General features: G+C 48.5%; 19 protein-coding genes and 1 tRNA gene. 13 read left to right on the top strand and 7 right to left on the bottom strand.

The genetic code is table 11. The annotated features are described in order from the left end of the window. Nucleotide 1: 1 nt before the first annotated feature. From OUY18_RS01410 to OUY18_RS01375, 8 genes are all read left to right on the top strand, one after another. Nucleotides 2–532 (top strand): Gx transporter family protein, encoded by a 531-nt coding sequence (locus OUY18_RS01410; protein ID WP_268056918.1) that lies wholly within the window; start codon nt 2–4, stop codon nt 530–532. Between the two features lie 21 nt (nt 533–553). Beyond that, nucleotides 554–1,885 (top strand): electron transport complex subunit RsxC, encoded by a 1,332-nt coding sequence (gene rsxC, locus OUY18_RS01405; protein ID WP_268056917.1) that lies wholly within the window; start codon nt 554–556, stop codon nt 1,883–1,885. Beyond that, on the top strand, nt 1,885–2,835 hold the full coding sequence (locus OUY18_RS01400) for an RnfABCDGE type electron transport complex subunit D (RefSeq protein WP_268056916.1): 951 nt from the start codon (nt 1,885–1,887) through the stop codon (nt 2,833–2,835). Before rsxC ends, OUY18_RS01400 begins: the two co-directional genes overlap by 1 nt. Then, nucleotides 2,832–3,386, top strand: coding sequence for an FMN-binding protein (locus OUY18_RS01395; RefSeq protein ID WP_268056915.1), 555 nt, complete (start codon nt 2,832–2,834; stop codon nt 3,384–3,386). Before OUY18_RS01400 ends, OUY18_RS01395 begins: the two co-directional genes overlap by 4 nt. Nucleotide 3,387: 1 nt before the next feature. Continuing rightward, on the top strand, nt 3,388–4,077 hold the full coding sequence (locus OUY18_RS01390; protein ID WP_268056914.1) for an RnfABCDGE type electron transport complex subunit E: 690 nt from the start codon (nt 3,388–3,390) through the stop codon (nt 4,075–4,077). Beyond that, nucleotides 4,074–4,682: an electron transport complex protein RnfA gene (locus OUY18_RS01385; RefSeq protein WP_268056913.1), complete on the top strand. Its 609-nt coding sequence runs from the start codon at nt 4,074–4,076 to the stop codon at nt 4,680–4,682. Before OUY18_RS01390 ends, OUY18_RS01385 begins: the two co-directional genes overlap by 4 nt. 10 nt (nt 4,683–4,692) lie before the next feature. Then, the gene (locus tag OUY18_RS01380) at nt 4,693–5,496 is read left to right on the top strand and encodes an RnfABCDGE type electron transport complex subunit B (protein WP_268056912.1); all 804 of its coding nucleotides are present in this window, start codon (nt 4,693–4,695) and stop codon (nt 5,494–5,496) included. 115 nt (nt 5,497–5,611) lie between these two features. Then, nucleotides 5,612–5,698: transfer RNA gene (locus OUY18_RS01375), tRNA-Leu, on the top strand. A gap of 58 nt (nt 5,699–5,756) precedes the next feature. Here OUY18_RS01375 and OUY18_RS01370 read toward each other — a convergent pair. Then, on the bottom strand, nt 5,757–6,065 hold the full coding sequence (locus OUY18_RS01370) for a DUF4368 domain-containing protein (protein ID WP_268056911.1): 309 nt from the start codon (nt 6,063–6,065) through the stop codon (nt 5,757–5,759). 491 nt (nt 6,066–6,556) lie between these two features. Between OUY18_RS01370 and OUY18_RS01365 the strand changes: the two genes are divergently transcribed. Together OUY18_RS01365 and OUY18_RS01360 are read left to right on the top strand one after the other, a co-directional pair. Continuing rightward, the gene (locus OUY18_RS01365; protein WP_268056910.1) at nt 6,557–7,315 is read left to right on the top strand and encodes a nucleoside phosphorylase; all 759 of its coding nucleotides are present in this window, start codon (nt 6,557–6,559) and stop codon (nt 7,313–7,315) included. A gap of 60 nt (nt 7,316–7,375) precedes the next feature. Beyond that, complete coding sequence (locus OUY18_RS01360; RefSeq protein ID WP_268056909.1) at nt 7,376–7,960, top strand: class I SAM-dependent methyltransferase; 585 nt, start codon at nt 7,376–7,378, stop codon at nt 7,958–7,960. A 16-nt stretch (nt 7,961–7,976) separates the two neighbouring features. Here the strand turns inward: OUY18_RS01360 and OUY18_RS01355 are convergent, their stop codons facing one another. Beyond that, nucleotides 7,977–8,147 carry a hypothetical protein gene (locus OUY18_RS01355; RefSeq protein ID WP_268056908.1) on the bottom strand — a complete coding sequence of 57 codons (171 nt, stop codon included), beginning with the start codon at nt 8,145–8,147 and terminating at the stop codon, nt 7,977–7,979. Between the two features lie 154 nt (nt 8,148–8,301). After that, nucleotides 8,302–8,916 carry a flavodoxin family protein gene (locus OUY18_RS01350; RefSeq protein WP_268056907.1) on the bottom strand — a complete coding sequence of 205 codons (615 nt, stop codon included), beginning with the start codon at nt 8,914–8,916 and terminating at the stop codon, nt 8,302–8,304. A gap of 211 nt (nt 8,917–9,127) precedes the next feature. Between OUY18_RS01350 and OUY18_RS01345 the strand changes: the two genes are divergently transcribed. The 3 genes from OUY18_RS01345 to OUY18_RS01335 all read left to right on the top strand — a co-directional run bounded on the left by OUY18_RS01345 (nt 9,128) and on the right by OUY18_RS01335 (nt 11,942). Continuing rightward, entirely contained in the window at nt 9,128–10,390 is a 1,263-nt protein-coding gene (locus tag OUY18_RS01345; RefSeq protein WP_268056906.1) for an MFS transporter, read from the top strand. Nucleotides 10,391–10,505: 115 nt separating this feature from the next. Beyond that, nucleotides 10,506–11,597: a glycerol dehydrogenase gene (locus tag OUY18_RS01340; RefSeq protein ID WP_268056905.1), complete on the top strand. Its 1,092-nt coding sequence runs from the start codon at nt 10,506–10,508 to the stop codon at nt 11,595–11,597. A 135-nt stretch (nt 11,598–11,732) separates the two neighbouring features. Next, nucleotides 11,733–11,942, top strand: coding sequence for a hypothetical protein (locus OUY18_RS01335; protein WP_268056904.1), 210 nt, complete (start codon nt 11,733–11,735; stop codon nt 11,940–11,942). 129 nt (nt 11,943–12,071) lie between these two features. On the opposite strand, the gene OUY18_RS01330 is transcribed toward OUY18_RS01335, so the two are convergent. The 4 genes from OUY18_RS01330 to OUY18_RS01315 all read right to left on the bottom strand — a co-directional run bounded on the left by OUY18_RS01330 (nt 12,072) and on the right by OUY18_RS01315 (nt 15,600). After that, nucleotides 12,072–13,121, bottom strand: a complete 1,050-nt coding sequence (locus tag OUY18_RS01330; protein ID WP_268056903.1) for a nucleotidyltransferase family protein — start codon at nt 13,119–13,121, stop codon at nt 12,072–12,074. Nucleotides 13,122–13,210: 89 nt separating this feature from the next. Next, nucleotides 13,211–13,957 carry a cytidylyltransferase domain-containing protein gene (locus OUY18_RS01325; protein WP_268056902.1) on the bottom strand — a complete coding sequence of 249 codons (747 nt, stop codon included), beginning with the start codon at nt 13,955–13,957 and terminating at the stop codon, nt 13,211–13,213. 294 nt (nt 13,958–14,251) lie between these two features. Further along, entirely contained in the window at nt 14,252–15,412 is a 1,161-nt protein-coding gene (neuC, locus tag OUY18_RS01320; RefSeq protein ID WP_268056901.1) for a UDP-N-acetylglucosamine 2-epimerase, read from the bottom strand. After that, complete coding sequence (locus OUY18_RS01315) at nt 15,409–15,600, bottom strand: hypothetical protein (RefSeq protein ID WP_268056900.1); 192 nt, start codon at nt 15,598–15,600, stop codon at nt 15,409–15,411. The genes neuC and OUY18_RS01315 overlap by 4 nt, the downstream gene beginning before the upstream one ends. Nucleotides 15,601–15,916 lie beyond the last annotated feature (316 nt).

The following is a 15,916-nucleotide window of genomic DNA, read 5'->3' as shown; positions in this document are numbered from 1 at the left end:
AATGAATCAGCCGTCTAAATTGAATTTATCCCCGCGTACGCGGAGCGTTGCCTTTAACGGCCTTTTAACCGCGCTCGCCCTTGTTCTGTCGGCAATCGAACTGGCGCTCCCCCCGCTCCCGCTTTTGCCCCCCGGTGCAAAGCTGGGGCTTTCCAATCTTGTTACCATGTACGCGGCCGGTGCGGTAGGGCTTGCCCCCGCCCTTTGCATTGCCGTTATAAAAGGGCTGTTTGCCGGAATTACCCGGGGGTTCACCGCTATGCTGATGAGCCTTTCCGGCGGCTTGCTCAGTACCCTTGTCATGTGGCTCCTGCTCCGCATCAAGAGCCGCCCCTTCGGACTGGTCGGGCTTGGGGTAGCGGGCGCGCTTTCCCACAACGCGGCGCAGCTTTTGGTCGCGTCCCTTTTAACCACACCGGCGGTTCTTTACTATCTGCCTTGGCTGATTCTTTTCGGCATATTGTCCGGAATCGTAACCGGTCTCGTATTAAGTGTAATGATGCCGTTACTGGATAAATTTACGATAGATTAATTTCATTTGGAGGTTAGAAACATGGAATTTCCTGTTAAGCCATTTTTAACGCATGGCGGTGCAGATGTTCCCCCTCGGAAAAGTACCGAGCAGATAGAATCCGCCATTCTGCCGCCCCCGGCTCAGGTTGTTCTTCCTATGCAGCAGCACGCAGGCGCCCCCTGCGCGCCTCTGGTAAAAGTCGGCGACGAGGTTCTTGTCGGGCAGAAAATTGCAGACAGCGACGCTTTTATCAGCGCACCGATTCATGCAAGCATTTCCGGAAAAGTCACGGCAATCAAAAAGGTCATGCTGCCCGGCGGACAATTTTCCGACGCAGTCGTGATCGATTCGGATGGGGAAATGAAGATTTCGCCCGATTTAAAGCCGCCTGTTCTTGAAACGCCGTCCGATCTTGCCAAAGCGGCCCGGGAATCCGGGCTGGTCGGATTGGGAGGCGCCGGGTTCCCGACGCATGTTAAATTAAGCGTGCAAAAGGATAAGCCGATCGACACCCTGATCGTCAACGCCGCCGAGTGCGAACCTTACATAACGGCCGACGACCGGGAAATCATTGAAAATACCCAATCCATCTTTGACGGAATTTCCGTTGTACGGCGCATGCTGAAAATTGAACGGGTAATCCTTGCGGTGGAAGAGAATAAGCCGGACGGCATCCGGAAGTTAAAGGCCATCGCAGACGGCGAAACAAATGCGGAAAGCCGCATCTGCATCCTGACGCTGCCTTCACGATACCCACAGGGCGCGGAAAAAGTTCTGATCAAAGCCTGCACGAACCGGGAAATTCCTATAGGAAAGCTCCCCGCGGACGTCGGCTGTCTGGTTATGAACGTCACATCCGTCGCTTTTCTGGCGAATTACTTGAAAACCGGCATGCCGCTCGTAAAGAAGCGCGTTACCATTGACGGTTCCGCCATTCGGAACCCGCAGAACGTGATCGTTCCGGTCGGAACCAAAATTGCAGACGTCGTTGACTTCTGCGGCGGCTACCGTGCCGAGCCGAAAAAGCTGCTGATGGGCGGCCCTATGATGGGACTTTCCCTTGCGGATGACAGCCTTCCGATTTTAAAACAGAACAACGGAATCCTTGCGTTCGACGAGCAGGAAGCGCGGATGAACAAGCCTACCTCCTGCATACGCTGCGGCCGCTGCGTGAACAGCTGCCCAATGAACCTGATTCCTACCCAGCTTGAAAAATATTCGAATGCCAAAGACATTGAAAAGCTTCAGGAATACGACGTAATGGACTGCATGGAGTGCGGTTCCTGCGCCTTTAACTGCCCTGCCGGCAGGCCGCTTGTGCAGGCGATCCGGCTAGGTAAAGGGCTGGTAAAAGCAGGAGGTAAAAAATAATGGCAGAAAAAATGATCGTATCCTCGTCTCCCCACATCAAAAGCGGCATTACAACCCGTAAAATCATGCTGGACGTTATCATCGCGCTGACTCCGGCGGCGATTGCGTCCGTTATCATATTCGGGCCGAAAGCGCTTCTGCTGATTGTCGTTTCCGTTGCATCCTGCGTAGCAAGCGAGTATGTTTCCCGCAGGGTGATGAAGCGGGAAAACACCATTGGTGATTTAAGCGCGGTGGTAACCGGCCTTCTGCTCGCTTTCAATGTGCCGGTAGGCGTAAGCCCGTTTATTGTTATATTCGGGGGCATCACCGCAATCGTTGTTGTAAAGCAGATGTTCGGCGGCATCGGGCAGAACTTCGTCAACCCTGCTCTCACGGCAAGAATTATATTAATGGCCTCGTTTCCTTCCGAGATGAGCACATGGAACAAACCGTTTTACTATATGCAGACGACGGCAGACGCAATGACAACCGCCTCCCCGCTCGGCATCCTGAAAAGCGGGGCAAGCGGCACCATGCCGAATCTGCTCAGTATGTTCGTCGGTGTTCGCGCGGGCTGTCTGGGTGAAACCTGCGCGGTCGCTTTGATTTTAGGCGGCATTTATCTTGTCTACCGCAAAATCATAAGTCCTGTGATTCCACTTTGCTACATCGGCACGGTTGCCGTTCTGTCCTTAATTGCCGGACGGGATGTTCTGTTTGATCTTCTGGCGGGCGGCCTGCTGCTCGGCGCAATCTTCATGGCGACCGATTACGCCACATCTCCGATCAATTTCAAAGGAAAAATTGTTTACGCGGTCGGCGCGGGTATCATTACCATGCTGATCCGGATATTCGGGCAGCTTCCCGAAGGCGTGTCCTTCTCGATTATTTTAATGAATATTCTGGTTCCACATATCGAGCGTTTAACACGTCCGCTTGCCTTTGGAAAGGAGCGTGTTAAAAAATGAAGATCGATGCAAAGGAAATTCTGAAACCGACCGTTACCCTGTTCACGATCTGCCTTGTGATCGCAACCCTGCTTGCGGTCACCAATCTGATGACACAGGATAAAATCAAGCAGATCAACGAGGAGACAACCTCCGCTTCCCGCGCGCTTGTCCTTCCCGGAGCAAAGCAGTTTGAGGATTCGGCAAACAAACTGTACGCTGTCGGCAAAAACGGAGGAGACGTTGTCGGCTATGTATTTACGACAAAGACGAAAAGCTACGGCGGCGATTTAAAGGTAATGACCGGGATTGATAAAAACGGAAAAGTGACCGGCGTTGTCCTTCTGACCATCAGCGATACGCCGGGCCTCGGCCTGAACGCGCAAAAAGAAAATTTCCGGAATCAATACCTGCAAAACGCCCCGGAAAAAGGGTTTGAAGTGGTGAAAACCGGAAACGCCGGAGAAGGTCAGATTAACGCCATGACGGGCGCAACCATCACCAGCAAGGCGGTTACGAAATGTGTAAACGAAGCCGTTGCGCAGTATGAAAAGATTAAGGGGGGTAAATAAAATGGCGAAAACTCCATGGCAGGAATTCAGCAAAGGCATCATTAAAGAAAACCCGGTGCTGCGCCTTGTGCTTGGTACCTGCGCAACGCTGGCGCTGAGTACCTCCGCAAGCAACGCAATCGGCATGGGCCTTGCAACAACATTCGTGCTGGTTTGCTCCAACGCCGTCATTTCCCTTCTTCGCAAGGTAATCCCCGACAAGGTACGAATCCCCTGTTACATCACGCTGATCGCCGGGTTCGTTACCATCGTTCAGATGCTGATAGAAGCCTATTCGCCGAGCCTGAAAGCGGCGCTCGGCATTTACCTCCCCCTGATCGTCGTAAACTGTATCATTCTGGGCAGGGCGGAAATGTTCGCGAATAAAAACAAGGTGCTCCCGTCCATTCTCGATGGCCTCGGCATGGGCGTCGGATTTACCGCAACCCTGCTGGTCATGGGCATTATCCGTGAGCTTCTCGGCGCGGGAACCGTTTTCGGCTTTCCGATTACGGAGGGATTCATTTCCCCGATTATTATCTTCCTGCTCCCTCCGGGCGGATTCTTCGTATTCGGCATGCTGATTGCCCTTGCAAATAAGCTTGCGGCCGGTAAAGGGGAAGCGCCGGCGGAACTTGGCTGCCAAAGCTGCCCGCTTTGTGCAAGCTGCTCCAAATTGGCGGAAAGAGAAAAGGAGTGTGCTAAGAAATGATGAAAAGTTTACTCGCTATCTTTTTAGCCGCTATTTTAACCGAAAACTACATACTGAATAAATTTCTTGGCATCTGCCCGTTTCTCGGCGTTTCCAAAAAACTGGACACCGCAACCGGTATGAGTATCGCCGTTACCGTTGTTATGGTAATTTCCACCGCGGCGACCTGGCCGATCTATACCTATGTTCTGGTGCCGTTGAACCTCGCTTACCTGCAAACCATCGTGTTTATTCTGATTATCGCGGCGCTCGTTCAGTTTATTGAAACCGTACTGAAAAAATATATCCCTGCTCTTTATAATGCGCTCGGCATTTATCTGCCCCTGATCACCACGAACTGCGCCGTACTCGGCGTAACAATGCTGGTGATTGAAAAAGGTCAGGCCGACCCCAGCTTCGGGTTTATTCAGTCACTGGTAAACGCATTCGGCTCCGGCATCGGCTTTTTGGTTGCCATGGTGCTGTTTGCCGGCGTACGGGAACGGATCGAAAATAACGATGTTCCCAAATGCCTGCAGGGTTTGCCGATTACTCTGGTCGCCGCTTCGCTGACAGCCGTATCGTTCCTTGGCTTCCAGGGAATTGTCGACAAGATGCTGGGTTAGGAGATGCTGAATGATGAATGAAATACTGATTCCAATCCTGATCGTTGCGGGAATCGGACTGCTGTGCGGCCTGATTCTGGCGTTTGCCTCCATTGTAATGGCTGTGCCAAAGGATGAAAAGGCGGAAACGATACGCGAATTGCTTCCCGGCGCAAACTGCGGAGCCTGTGGTTTTTCCGGCTGCGACGGCTACGCGAAAGCATTGGCAACCGGTGAATCCAAGCCGGGGCTGTGCCCGGTAGGCGGCGCCGCTGTTGCAAAAAGTATCTCGGCATACCTTGGCTGTGATTCCGGCGAGATGGAAGTTAAAGTCGCAACGGTTCATTGCCTCGGCAGCTACGACAATACCAGCAATAAGGCGGAATACGAAGGAATCGAAACCTGCGCGGGTGCGGCAGCGGTCGCCGGAGGGCCCGCAAGCTGCCAATACGGATGCATCGGTTTAGGCGACTGTGTAAGGGCGTGTCAGTATAACGCCGTCAGCGTCTGCAACGGCGTGGCCAGAATCGAACCGACGCGCTGCAAAGCCTGTTCTATGTGTATAAAGGCCTGCCCGAAGCACCTGATTTCTTTTATCCCCGCAAAAAAGCAGGCGGTCGTCCGCTGCACAAACTGCGATAAAGGCGCCCAGACGAACAAAGTCTGTAAAATCGGATGCATCGGCTGTATGAAGTGCGAAAAAACATGTACCCATGATGCAATTCATGTGAAAAACTTCATTGCCGAAGTCGATCCGCAAAAGTGCACGGGATGCGGCGAATGCGTTGACGTCTGCCCAAGGCACTGCATTACCCTGTTCGACTCGAATTTATAAGGTTACAAAACAGACGGAATGCCCATTCCGGGGTTCCGTCTGTTTTTTCTTAATTAATTGAAAGTTCATATTGCTTTTTCCGCCGATTTATTATATAATATCACTTGTTGCTCACGCCGGTGTGATGGAATTGGCAGACGTGATGGACTCAAAATCCATTGGTAGCAATACCGTGCCGGTTCAAGTCCGGCCACCGGCACCATGTCGAGTGTTCTTATAGCATTTGAAAGTGCTGTAAGAACACTCGCTTTTTTATATGCTTATCCTGCCATCTGCGCTTGGGAGTAGCTTACGGCTACTCCTTTTCTCGTTTGTATAAGAACATCCGGTTCCGGCAGGGATGAAACATCGGGTATTTCAATGGAGCCAATACAATTATAGTGAATAGTCAGCTTCTGTACGTATACGCCGTTCACCTTTTCGGCCTGATGGACTTCAATGTGATCGATCAGCTCATTCAGCATTCGCGGCGTAAGCTTTCTGGCTCTGGTATATTTACGTACAGTAGCCATAAACATATCCGTGCCTACCGTCCGACGGCTTTCCTTGTCAAGCTCGGTCCTGAGCATTTTTATACGTCCTGCTAATCCGCTCTGTTCATCTTCATATTGTTTGGCCATTTTTGAAAACCGATCATCTGAAATTTTTCCGGCCACGTTATCCCGATGACTCCGTCTATACTCGAATATCAGTAATAATAGGCGATGAGCTTTGCGCTGCCGAATCGTTGGAATCTACTGAAAGTGCGATTATTGACTTGCAAAACAAACTTCCAAAGAACGTAAAGATTATTTGTTGTCAATCTTGCATCCACGGCAACTTCTGTCCTGTTGGAGACTTTGATGATGAAATCTTTTGCATATCAGATTTTGAGCCCAAAATGGCAGAAGATATCTTTTGCGCAACGGAAAACGGTGATGAGCGAAGAAAACGAAGCAGGAATCTTCTATATGTCTGTGACAGATATGAAGAAATTACGAACGATAAATATTCATACAATGATTGGAAGTATAGGACCCTGGACTAAAGATTAACCATATACGGAATCAGGAGGTATGAAATGTTAACAGAAACTTTTGACGACAAAACGGGAGCCGTTATCAACCCGGTTAATTTCTACGGAAAAAGAGATAAAATTTGTGATACTTGCATTGTAACTTTTTCAAATGTTGTCGTAGAAAATATCCTTGGAAAATTCAAATGCGAACAGATTGCAGAAATCGGCTCGGCAAACGGCGGCATTCCTATTTACCGATTTCCCTATAAAGGGATGGAGATTGCATTTTATATGACGATGATCACTTCAGCCGGAGCCGGTACCTGTATTGAAGAGGCCCATTGTCTAACCGGTGCGACAAAATACATCATGTTTGGTTCCTGTGGAACCTTAAACAAAGAGATAACTGCCGGTAAATTGATCGTTCCCACTCAGGCATACCGTGACGAGGGATTCTCGTATCACTACGCCAAAGCGCAGGATTATATTGTGATTCGGAATGCAGAGAAAACCGCCGGAATATTGGATGAACTCGGTTTACCTTACGTTATGGGGAAAACATGGACCACCGACGGCATTTATCGGGAAACAAGAGGCAATATGGAAAAGAGAAAAAAGGAAGGCTGTATTGCTGTTGAAATGGAATGCGCGGGCGTTCAGGCCGTATGCGATTTCAGAAAACTGGAATTTTACAATTTTTTGATAAGCGGAGATTTGCTTGATTCCCCCGACTGGGAGAGAAGAATTCTTGGAAGCGATGAAGAAATCGGCCACCAGCTTCGTAATTTTTATATTGCGCTTGAACTTGCCGCAAGAATCTAAGCATTTCTACACGCGGCCGCGCCCTACACACCCGCATTTTAACAGCGAGAGGGAATTACGATGTATATGGGAAACCAATCTTATTGGAATAAAAAATTCGAAGCAAGAGGCCCGGAACTGATGCAGCCGGAAAGCTGTCTGGTAGAGGACATGCCCTGCTTACCACAAAGCGGGACAGCCTTGGACCTGGCTTGCGGTGATGGGCGGAACGCCGTATACTTAGCGTCGCAGGGCTTCAAAGTAACCGCTGTGGATTTCAGCAGCATCGCCGCCGCAAAAGTAAAGCATTTCGCTTCAAAAATGGATTTGGACATAACTGTCCTGCAAAAAAGCCTATGTAAAAAAGAGTCCTTTGCGGATTTCGGCGAGTTTGATTTCGTCGTTATCAATCACTATCGATTAGAGCCGCATTTTTACCCGATCGTCGCACAGCATATAAAGCCGGGAGGGATTCTATGGGTAAACGGTTTTTACAAAATACCGGAAGATAACCCTGATATTAAACAAGAAGACGTTATAACGCAAACGGATTTTCAGGAATTAACCTCGCTTACTTGTGAGGACAGCAAAATATATGAAATCGGAACCAGAAAGTTCATACGGTGGATATGGAGAAAGAAATTCATAAATCCGGCAGTCCAATAGACCTGCCGGATTTTTATTATCTGGTTATTCCACTGGATATCCCGCTGGACGGTATGCGGAACGCCTCGCTGTTCAGTTCAACCTTACTGCTGTTCCCGCCCGGCGTTCCCTTATAAAACTGGCATCCTGAAAAGGAAAGCAGGATGAAAGCCAGAATAATGCTTAACCCGGCAATTCTTTTTTTCATAAAAATCACTCCTCTGCTTTTTATTATCTCCAGGGTATTTCACGTTTAAGCAAGCATTTTAAGATATCTTAAAAACGGTTTCAAGCTTTTTCTTCTGCTTAATCAAAAAAATCATCGTCAGCCGGTTGGCATACGATGATTTTTTTGATCTGATTTAACGGATGAAATTTGTACGGACAGCCGCTTCCTGCTCCGGCAGCGGAACTGTATTTTTGCTGCCGTCAATCGCTTTTAAAAGCCAGGCCATGTTCCTGCCCAGCGTACGCATAATCTGAACGCCTTCCTCATCCTTTATTACGTCCTCGGCGCTGGAACCATGGACTTCGTTCCAGTAATGGGAAGGAGTAATGACGATATCCCTGAGGTTAAAATAATTATTCAGTTGCTGAAAGGTCTCAACGGTTCCGGCGCGCCTTGCCGAAACAACGGCGGCGCCTACTTTGTAGTGAAGATACGGCCCCGCGTAAAAGAAGCGGTCCAAAAAGCATTTCATGCTGCCGGCAATGCCGGCATAATAAACCGGGCTTCCCAAAAGAATCCCGTCCGCATCCTTCGACTTCTCAATGCATTCATTTACAATATCGTCAAATACGCAATGCTTGCTGTCTTTGCATCCGCGGCAGCCGGTACAGCCGCGAATCGGCTGATTTCCGAGCTGTACAATCTCCGTCTCTATTCCCTGCTTTTCCAACTCATCCGCGACCAACCGGATGGCTGTATATGTACACCCTTTTTCATGCGGGCTTCCGTTTATGGCTAAAACCTTCATAACTTACTCCCCCTGACATATTTTATGTATAAACCTATTGTACTTCAGTAGCGCCGCAAATTCAATGCCTCCGATCGGTATTGACAATTTCGTTCCCTTTTTCTTCCTTTCAAAGGCGGTTTTATTTCCCAGCAGTAATTAATGCTTTTCAGAAAGTGAGATAATATAAAAAACCAAAAAATCAATCTTTTATTCATACGAAGGGACGACCATGCACATTTCAACAAACAAGATTTCCGGCTTTTTCAAGACGACCTTCCGTGCGCTTCAATATCGGAATTTTCGCCTCTTCTGGTTCGGTCAGTGTATTTCCCTGACCGGAACCTGGATGCAGCGAACAGCGCAGACCTGGCTGGTCTACACCATTACAAAATCACCGTTGTTAATCGGTATCGTCGGAGTCTGCCAGTTCATGCCGATGCTCCTGTTCTCTCTTTTTGCCGGAGTGCTGGTCGACCGTTTTTCAAAAAAGAAAATTCTGATCTTCACACAGGCGATATTTATGCTTCAGGCGGTGATCATGACGGCGCTGACGTATACCGGACTCATCCAATACTGGCATATCCTCGTACTCAGCACCGTGTTCGGTCTTACACAGACTTTGGATATGCCCGCCAGACAGTCGTTTTTCATTGATCTGGTCGGTACCGAAAACCTGACGAACGCCATCTCCCTGAACTCTACCATCGTGAATCTCGCGCGTATTATCGGCCCGGCGGTTTCCGGTCTGGTTATGCTGCAATTCGGCACCGTTTTTTGCTTTTTCATCAACGCGGTCAGCTTTATTCCGGTAATTGCCGGAATCGTTATGATAAGGGTCAATGAAAACCATGCGCGGGTCGGTACGCCTATGCTCTCGAGCATTGGAGACGGAATCCGCTATATTAAAAAGAGCGAAACGTTAATCATTAATGTCCTGATCATGGCAGTTGTCTGTACCTTTGCAATGAATAACGACGTAATTATTCCTGTATTTGCGAAAAAGGTTCTCGGACGCGGTGCGGACGGCTACACGATGCTCCTGTCCATGGCCGGACTGGGCGCGTTTATGGGCGCGATTTTAATGGCCTATATCAGCAAAAACGGCGTAAAAAAGAGCCTGCTGATTTACAGCGGTATTCTGACCGGCGTTTTACAGCTTGCCACCGCGCTGACCGCGAGTTATTTTATCAGCGCCCTTCTGATTTCCGCAATCAGTTTCTTTAATCTGATGTTTATCAACACCGCCAACTCTATTTTCCAGATCCATTCTTCCAACGAATACCGCGGGCGGGTGATGAGTGTTTATTCCTTCTTAAATCAGGGTTCCACTCCGATCGGAAATTTTCTTTCCGGCGCGGCGATGGAAAACTTCGACGGGGATTCCGGATTTGTTTTCTGCGGTACGACGACGCTGGTTCTTCTGGCAATTATCTTTGCCGTTAAACGCAGTACAATCCGAGGATGGGTAAAAAGCGAACGATGCTCCGATTAATTCTGAGAATTCGGCAAACAATAATCATCATTCCCGTGAAAGCAATAAGATTGTTAAATTTTAGATTATACTGTTGTTAAAACAAAAACAAATAAATAACATGGAGAGATGAAAAATGCTGAAACTTATGAGAGCCCCTTCCAAGTATGTACAGGGAAAAGACGCCCTGTTGGAACTTTATGACCACGTGAAAGACTTGGGAAATTCCTTTTTGTTTATTTGCAGTAAGAGCGGAATTAAAGCGGCACAGCCGAAAATTGAAAAAAGCTTCGCCGGAAAAGAAGCAAAAATTCAATTTGAAGTATTCGGCGGAATCAGTTCCACAAGCGAAATCGCAAAAATGCAGAAGATCGCAAGAGACAATCAAATCGAGGTTATTTGCGCGATCGGAGGCGGCAGCGCAATCGATACTGCAAAAGCGGCGGCTTTTTACGAAAAGCTTCCGGTTGTTATCATTCCGACCGTTTGCGCAACAGACGCACCCTGCACAGGCTTATCCGTTATCTATCATGACGACGGTACTTTTTCCCATTATATTTTCTATCCAAAAAATCCGGATGCGGTTATCGTGGATTCTTCCATCATCGTTAAAGCACCGGTTCGCTTCCTTGTCGCAGGGATGGGCGACGCCCTCGGAACTTACTTTGAGGCAAGAATGTGCCTGAAGACCAATTCACCGAGCCTTGAAAACGGCGGCATTACCAAATCCGCCATGGCACTGTGCGAGCTTTGCTACGAAACCCTTCTGGAAGACGGTTATAAGGCAATGAAAGCGGCCAAACAGGGTGTTCTCACCCCCGCTGTCGAGGCAATTATTGAGGCGAACACCTACCTGAGCGGTGTTGGAGCGGATAACGGCGGACTTGCCACCTCGCATTCGGTATATAACGGCTTTACCGCGCTGGAGGAGTGCGAAGGCACGATGCATGGCGAACTGGTTGCCTTCGGTACCCTTGCCCAGCTGATTTTGGAAGACGCTCCGATGGAAGAAATGGAAGAGGTTATCGATTTCTGCCTTTCCGTCGGGCTTCCCGTCACGCTGGAGCAAATCGGCGTAACGGATAAAACAAGGGTTCTGATTGCCGCGGAAAAAGCTTGCGCGCCGGGAGAATCCATTCACAATATGCTTGGCGATGTTACCCCGGATCAACTTTACAACGCCCTTCTGGCCGCAGATGCGTTCGGCATGGAATACCTCGGAAAATAAAAACAGAAAAAGAACATGCAATCCACCGGTGCTGCACCGGTGGATTTTTTTATCACTGCGAAGATTCCGACGCATACAATAAAACATGCGGGGAGGTAAAACGATGGTCGGGCGCGGGCTTTCAGAATTTAAAAATTGATTCGTTGGAAAGAACCGACCATGGAGGTACCGAGGTCGTCCAATCTTTTATGGCAGGAGCTGAAAAGCAAGGCGCAAAGAGCGTTCCGGGAACAACTTGTCACATATGAAAACCTTCTGCATACAACGAAACAGCTTACAGCCGACAATCCTACAGATTTTTCTTTAAACTTTGCGCCCGCTTCTACCACTACAATTACCGGCTGATTACGAACCTAACAACGTGTCCCTCGTCTACAATTTGAAGCAGCTCGATGAGCTGCTCTTTTTCATTTAACACTGAGGGCTCCAAAGCAGGGTTGTTCATCTGCAAATCCTCCTGAATTCCCGGAAGTACTACAAAAATACACCGCCGTAATCGTGCTGTGCCTGCTGAAAATCCTCAATATTTCCAATATCGATCCAGTATTCGCGGATGGGAAAAATACAGATTTTCTTTTCTTCGGCAAGCAGATTTTTCAAAAGACGGTTCATATCAAAATACCTGTTTTTCGGAATAAGATTTAATATCTCCGGGTTCAGTACGTAAACGCCCGCGTTAACAAAGTTTGCGTAAACGGGCTTTTCCTCAAAGCCGATTAAACGGTCTTTATTGGCTTTCACAACGCCGTAAGGAACCTGATAATCATAGGTTGCAACCGCAACCGTAGCGAGCGCCTGATGTCTGAAATGAAAATCAATGAGCTGGTTAAAGCTTACCTTCGTTAAAATATCCCCGTTTATAATAAGAATGGGCCTGTCGGTCTGAAAAGGAAATAAACTTAAAGAACCGACCGTACCCATTGGTTTTTCCTCATCAATATAATGGATTTCCGCTCCCCATTTTGACCCGTCCTGAAAATAATCCCGTATCTTCTCCGACTTATAATGAACGCAAAAGCAGAATTTATAAAAGCCCTGACTCATGAACTGGTTTAAAATCGTTTCCAGAACCGGTTTATCCCCAACCTGAAGCATCGGCTTCGGGCAGTCTTTCGTTAAAGGACGCAGTCTTTTCCCCATTCCCCCCGCCATGACAACCACCCAGTTTTCGTTTTTGGGGCTTTCGATCAGGTCATCAAGCCTTTCGATTCCAATTATATGCCCTGCATCATCCACAACGGGAAGGTGGCGCAGCTTATTGGCCCTTAAAATCGGAAGGATACTCTTTTTATCCGTAATCGCGGGGATTGTGACCGGGTGCGGATTCATAATCCGTTCAACCGGGTCATTTAACGGGATTCCCTTTAAAATTCCGCGGCAGATATCCTCATCGGTAACGGTTCCTAAAAGGCGGCCGTCCGAATCGACGACGATGGCAATCTGCAAACAGCACCGATCAATAATTTCAATGGCGTTCTGAATTTTTGTTTCCGGCAATACCAATACTTTTTTCCATTCGTCCATGCGCCTCATCCATTCCGGTAATCCGGTTTCGCTTACAATGCCTGGATTCCTTTTAACAGTATATCGATGGGGGCACTTTTCGTGACAACTTACATCTTGCAGGTATAATCGTACAGTTCTTTAAATTCCCCTTTGAAGAAATAATGCGCCAATACTTCCAGCAATCGGAAGTCCTCCTCCGAATCGATATCCAGCACCGCGGTATCTTTCATAAAAATCACGTCGAAGACACCGTCCAGGGGAGAATTCTTCAATCGGTTAAGCAGGCTGTTCCGCCGGTAACCGTAAATCGACGCATTCATATCAAATACGGCGGGCGCCTGCTGCCGCGCGGTATACTCGCCGCCCAGAACCTTTTGGAATTTTCCGTCTTTATATTCCACCATATTGAAATACGGATTTCTTCTGGCCGGCACAACCGAAAAAACGACGTCCGCTTCCGGCTGATCCGTTAATTTATGGATTGTGTTTTCTATGTCCGTAACCGTTCGAAACGGCGAGGTAATATCCAAATCCATGATAAAATCGTACTTTTTCCCCAGTTTTTCCTCCATATACTGAAGGGAATACCGAATGACCGGAACTTTCGGCGAATCATCCTGCGCCAGTTCCTCCGGCCTTTTGATACAGGCTAAATCATATTCTTCCGCAAGATTCAGAATTTGCCCGCTGTCGCTGTTTACACAGATATCCACATCCGCGCGGCTCTTTTCCCGGAACAGACGGGCCGCCGCAATCGTATAGCAGAGAAGCGGTTTTCCCAAAAACAACTTAATATTTTTATTTCTCACACCCTTGGAACCTGCCCTCCCGCAGATCGTTATCAGAAGTTTCATTGTGTCCCCCTTTCCAGAGCCAAATTTAAGACAGAACAGCAATGGCTGATGTTGTTATAGGGTTTTCTACACAGGATAAGATTCATAAAAAACTCCATTTCCCGAATGGAATCGTCGTCGCCGGTACCGCCGAATCAATTTCATATTCCAGGCTTCTTCAAGGGTAAAGTCCAGCTTTGCCAGACTCTTTTCCTGATCAGCTTTAGGCATCAATTTTTCGATTGAGCAAAGGAACGGACAATCGCGTTCCACTGCTCTTTTTCACAAAACGGCAGTATACGGAAATCACCCATTTCAAACTCCCGCTCCCATTTTATAAAAGTGCTTCTTTAATAAAGCCCCGTAATTCGGTATCGTCTGCAAAACGCTGAGAATTTTCGCGGAAGTGTTCCCTTCGCCGTACGGATTCACCGCATGGGAGCAGTCCGTTAGAAAAGCCTTGTGGATTGCCCTTGCAATCTCTGTTTTTTTACAGGGGCAGTTTATCACGGACGAAGCAAAAATCCGGCCCTTTTGCCGGTCGCCGATATTGACCGTCGGTTTTTTAAAGGAGGGGACTTCGTAAATTCCGCTGGAAGAATTTCCGACCACCGCGTCCACCTGTTCAATCAGGCTGAAATAGCGCCGGCTTCCCAAAGAAGGAAAAACAGCGGCGTTCGGATGTTTTGCGGCAAAGTCGTTCATCAGGCGGATGATTTCACGGCCCTCCGGGTCCGCGTTCGGTTTTGTAAACAGAAGACCGGTGTCGCCCCCAAAACTATCGAGCGCCTGTAAAAGCGCCTGAAACTGAATCGCGGATGGCTCCGTATCCAGCGTTGCGGGATGAAAAGTAATGAGCAGATTCCGTTTCCGAAACGAAAAGGATAAGGAGTTCTCCAATTCCTCCCGGCTCATGCGCGGCGTATGGACAATGCAGTCAATCCCCATACTGCCGACATTATAAATATGGCAGGGGTCTTCCCCCAGCTGTCTTACTCTTTGGTAGGCTTCACTGTTCGTAACAAAATGCAGATGTGACATTTTCGTGACACTGTGGCGGATGGCCTCGTCAAAAGCCCCCTCCGTCGTGTCGCCGCCGGCAATATGGGCAACCGGAATTTTAAAAATCAGCGCCGCCTGCGCGGCCGCCAGAATTTCATAGCGGTCCCCCAAAAGCACCAGAATGTCCGGCTGCAAGCGAGAAAAGGCGTCCGCAAAACCGATGATGCCCAAACCGATGGACTTCGTAATTCCAACGGGCGTATCGCTGGAAAGCAGCATTTCCACTTTGCTGTCAATTACAAACCCGTCTTCCTCAATCTCCCGGTATGTCAGCCCGAATTCCGGGGAAAGGTGCACCCCGGTTACAACCAGCTGCAATTGAAATCCGGGCGCTTCCCGGATGCCCTTCATCAGGATGTCGAGCTGGCCGTATTCGGCGCGCGAACCGGTAACCACACAGATTTTCCGCTTCATATCTTATCCCTCGCTTTTGCTCTCAAACAGCTTAGAAAGCCCGCCCCGCCCGGAATGTTCAGAATACGCCTTTCCAGATTTTCCGCTGTGGACAAATCCATGCGCGGGCAGTCCCGGAACATTGGCAGCTTATTCATCAGTGTCCACGCGGGGCGGGTGCAAATCCCGAGACGGTTGGTTTCCGCCAAAACTTCATCCCGCTCCTTCTCCGCATCAAAAAGCAGGGTATTCAGCCAATAATTGCGTATCTTTCTATAATATATTCCTGCTGAACAAAAATAGAAGTATGGTCAAGCAACCGGAATTTATTTCTGCCAGAAACGGGTAGCCAAATTCAATTTTAAAGTCAAAAATTTTTAATGCGGCGCTATCCCGGAGTTGACAGAAGACAGAATGGCTTTGACCGATTGAAGATCATCATCCGCATCGAAACCATCGCCCGGTCTACCGCGTGGGCAGAATTGAAACCATCAGCATAAAGAAGGGCCTGAAATGCAGCGGATT

The sequence above is a fragment of the Caproiciproducens galactitolivorans genome, assembly GCF_026672255.1.
GTDB lineage: Bacteria > Bacillota > Clostridia > Oscillospirales > Acutalibacteraceae > Caproiciproducens > Caproiciproducens galactitolivorans_A.
This window is presented reverse-complemented; position numbering and strand designations above follow the sequence as displayed.

Coding starts and splice junctions, on each gene's coding strand:
- OUY18_RS01410 (WP_268056918.1), top strand. CDS start 2: ATGAATCAGCCGTCTAAATTGAATTTATCCCCGCGTACGCGGAGCGTT.
- OUY18_RS01355 (WP_268056908.1), bottom strand. CDS start 8,147: ATGAAAAAAAGAATTGCCGGGTTAAGCATTATTCTGGCTTTCATCCTG.
- OUY18_RS01365 (WP_268056910.1), top strand. CDS start 6,557: ATGTTAACAGAAACTTTTGACGACAAAACGGGAGCCGTTATCAACCCG.
- OUY18_RS01340 (WP_268056905.1), top strand. CDS start 10,506: ATGCTGAAACTTATGAGAGCCCCTTCCAAGTATGTACAGGGAAAAGAC.
- OUY18_RS01390 (WP_268056914.1), top strand. CDS start 3,388: ATGGCGAAAACTCCATGGCAGGAATTCAGCAAAGGCATCATTAAAGAA.
- OUY18_RS01370 (WP_268056911.1), bottom strand. CDS start 6,065: ATGCTCAGGACCGAGCTTGACAAGGAAAGCCGTCGGACGGTAGGCACG.
- OUY18_RS01330 (WP_268056903.1), bottom strand. CDS start 13,121: ATGGACGAATGGAAAAAAGTATTGGTATTGCCGGAAACAAAAATTCAG.
- OUY18_RS01380 (WP_268056912.1), top strand. CDS start 4,693: ATGATGAATGAAATACTGATTCCAATCCTGATCGTTGCGGGAATCGGA.
- OUY18_RS01350 (WP_268056907.1), bottom strand. CDS start 8,916: ATGAAGGTTTTAGCCATAAACGGAAGCCCGCATGAAAAAGGGTGTACA.
- OUY18_RS01400 (WP_268056916.1), top strand. CDS start 1,885: ATGGCAGAAAAAATGATCGTATCCTCGTCTCCCCACATCAAAAGCGGC.
- rsxC (WP_268056917.1), top strand. CDS start 554: ATGGAATTTCCTGTTAAGCCATTTTTAACGCATGGCGGTGCAGATGTT.
- OUY18_RS01385 (WP_268056913.1), top strand. CDS start 4,074: ATGATGAAAAGTTTACTCGCTATCTTTTTAGCCGCTATTTTAACCGAA.
- neuC (WP_268056901.1), bottom strand. CDS start 15,412: ATGAAGCGGAAAATCTGTGTGGTTACCGGTTCGCGCGCCGAATACGGC.
- OUY18_RS01395 (WP_268056915.1), top strand. CDS start 2,832: ATGAAGATCGATGCAAAGGAAATTCTGAAACCGACCGTTACCCTGTTC.
- OUY18_RS01325 (WP_268056902.1), bottom strand. CDS start 13,957: ATGAAACTTCTGATAACGATCTGCGGGAGGGCAGGTTCCAAGGGTGTG.
- OUY18_RS01345 (WP_268056906.1), top strand. CDS start 9,128: ATGCACATTTCAACAAACAAGATTTCCGGCTTTTTCAAGACGACCTTC.
- OUY18_RS01360 (WP_268056909.1), top strand. CDS start 7,376: ATGTATATGGGAAACCAATCTTATTGGAATAAAAAATTCGAAGCAAGA.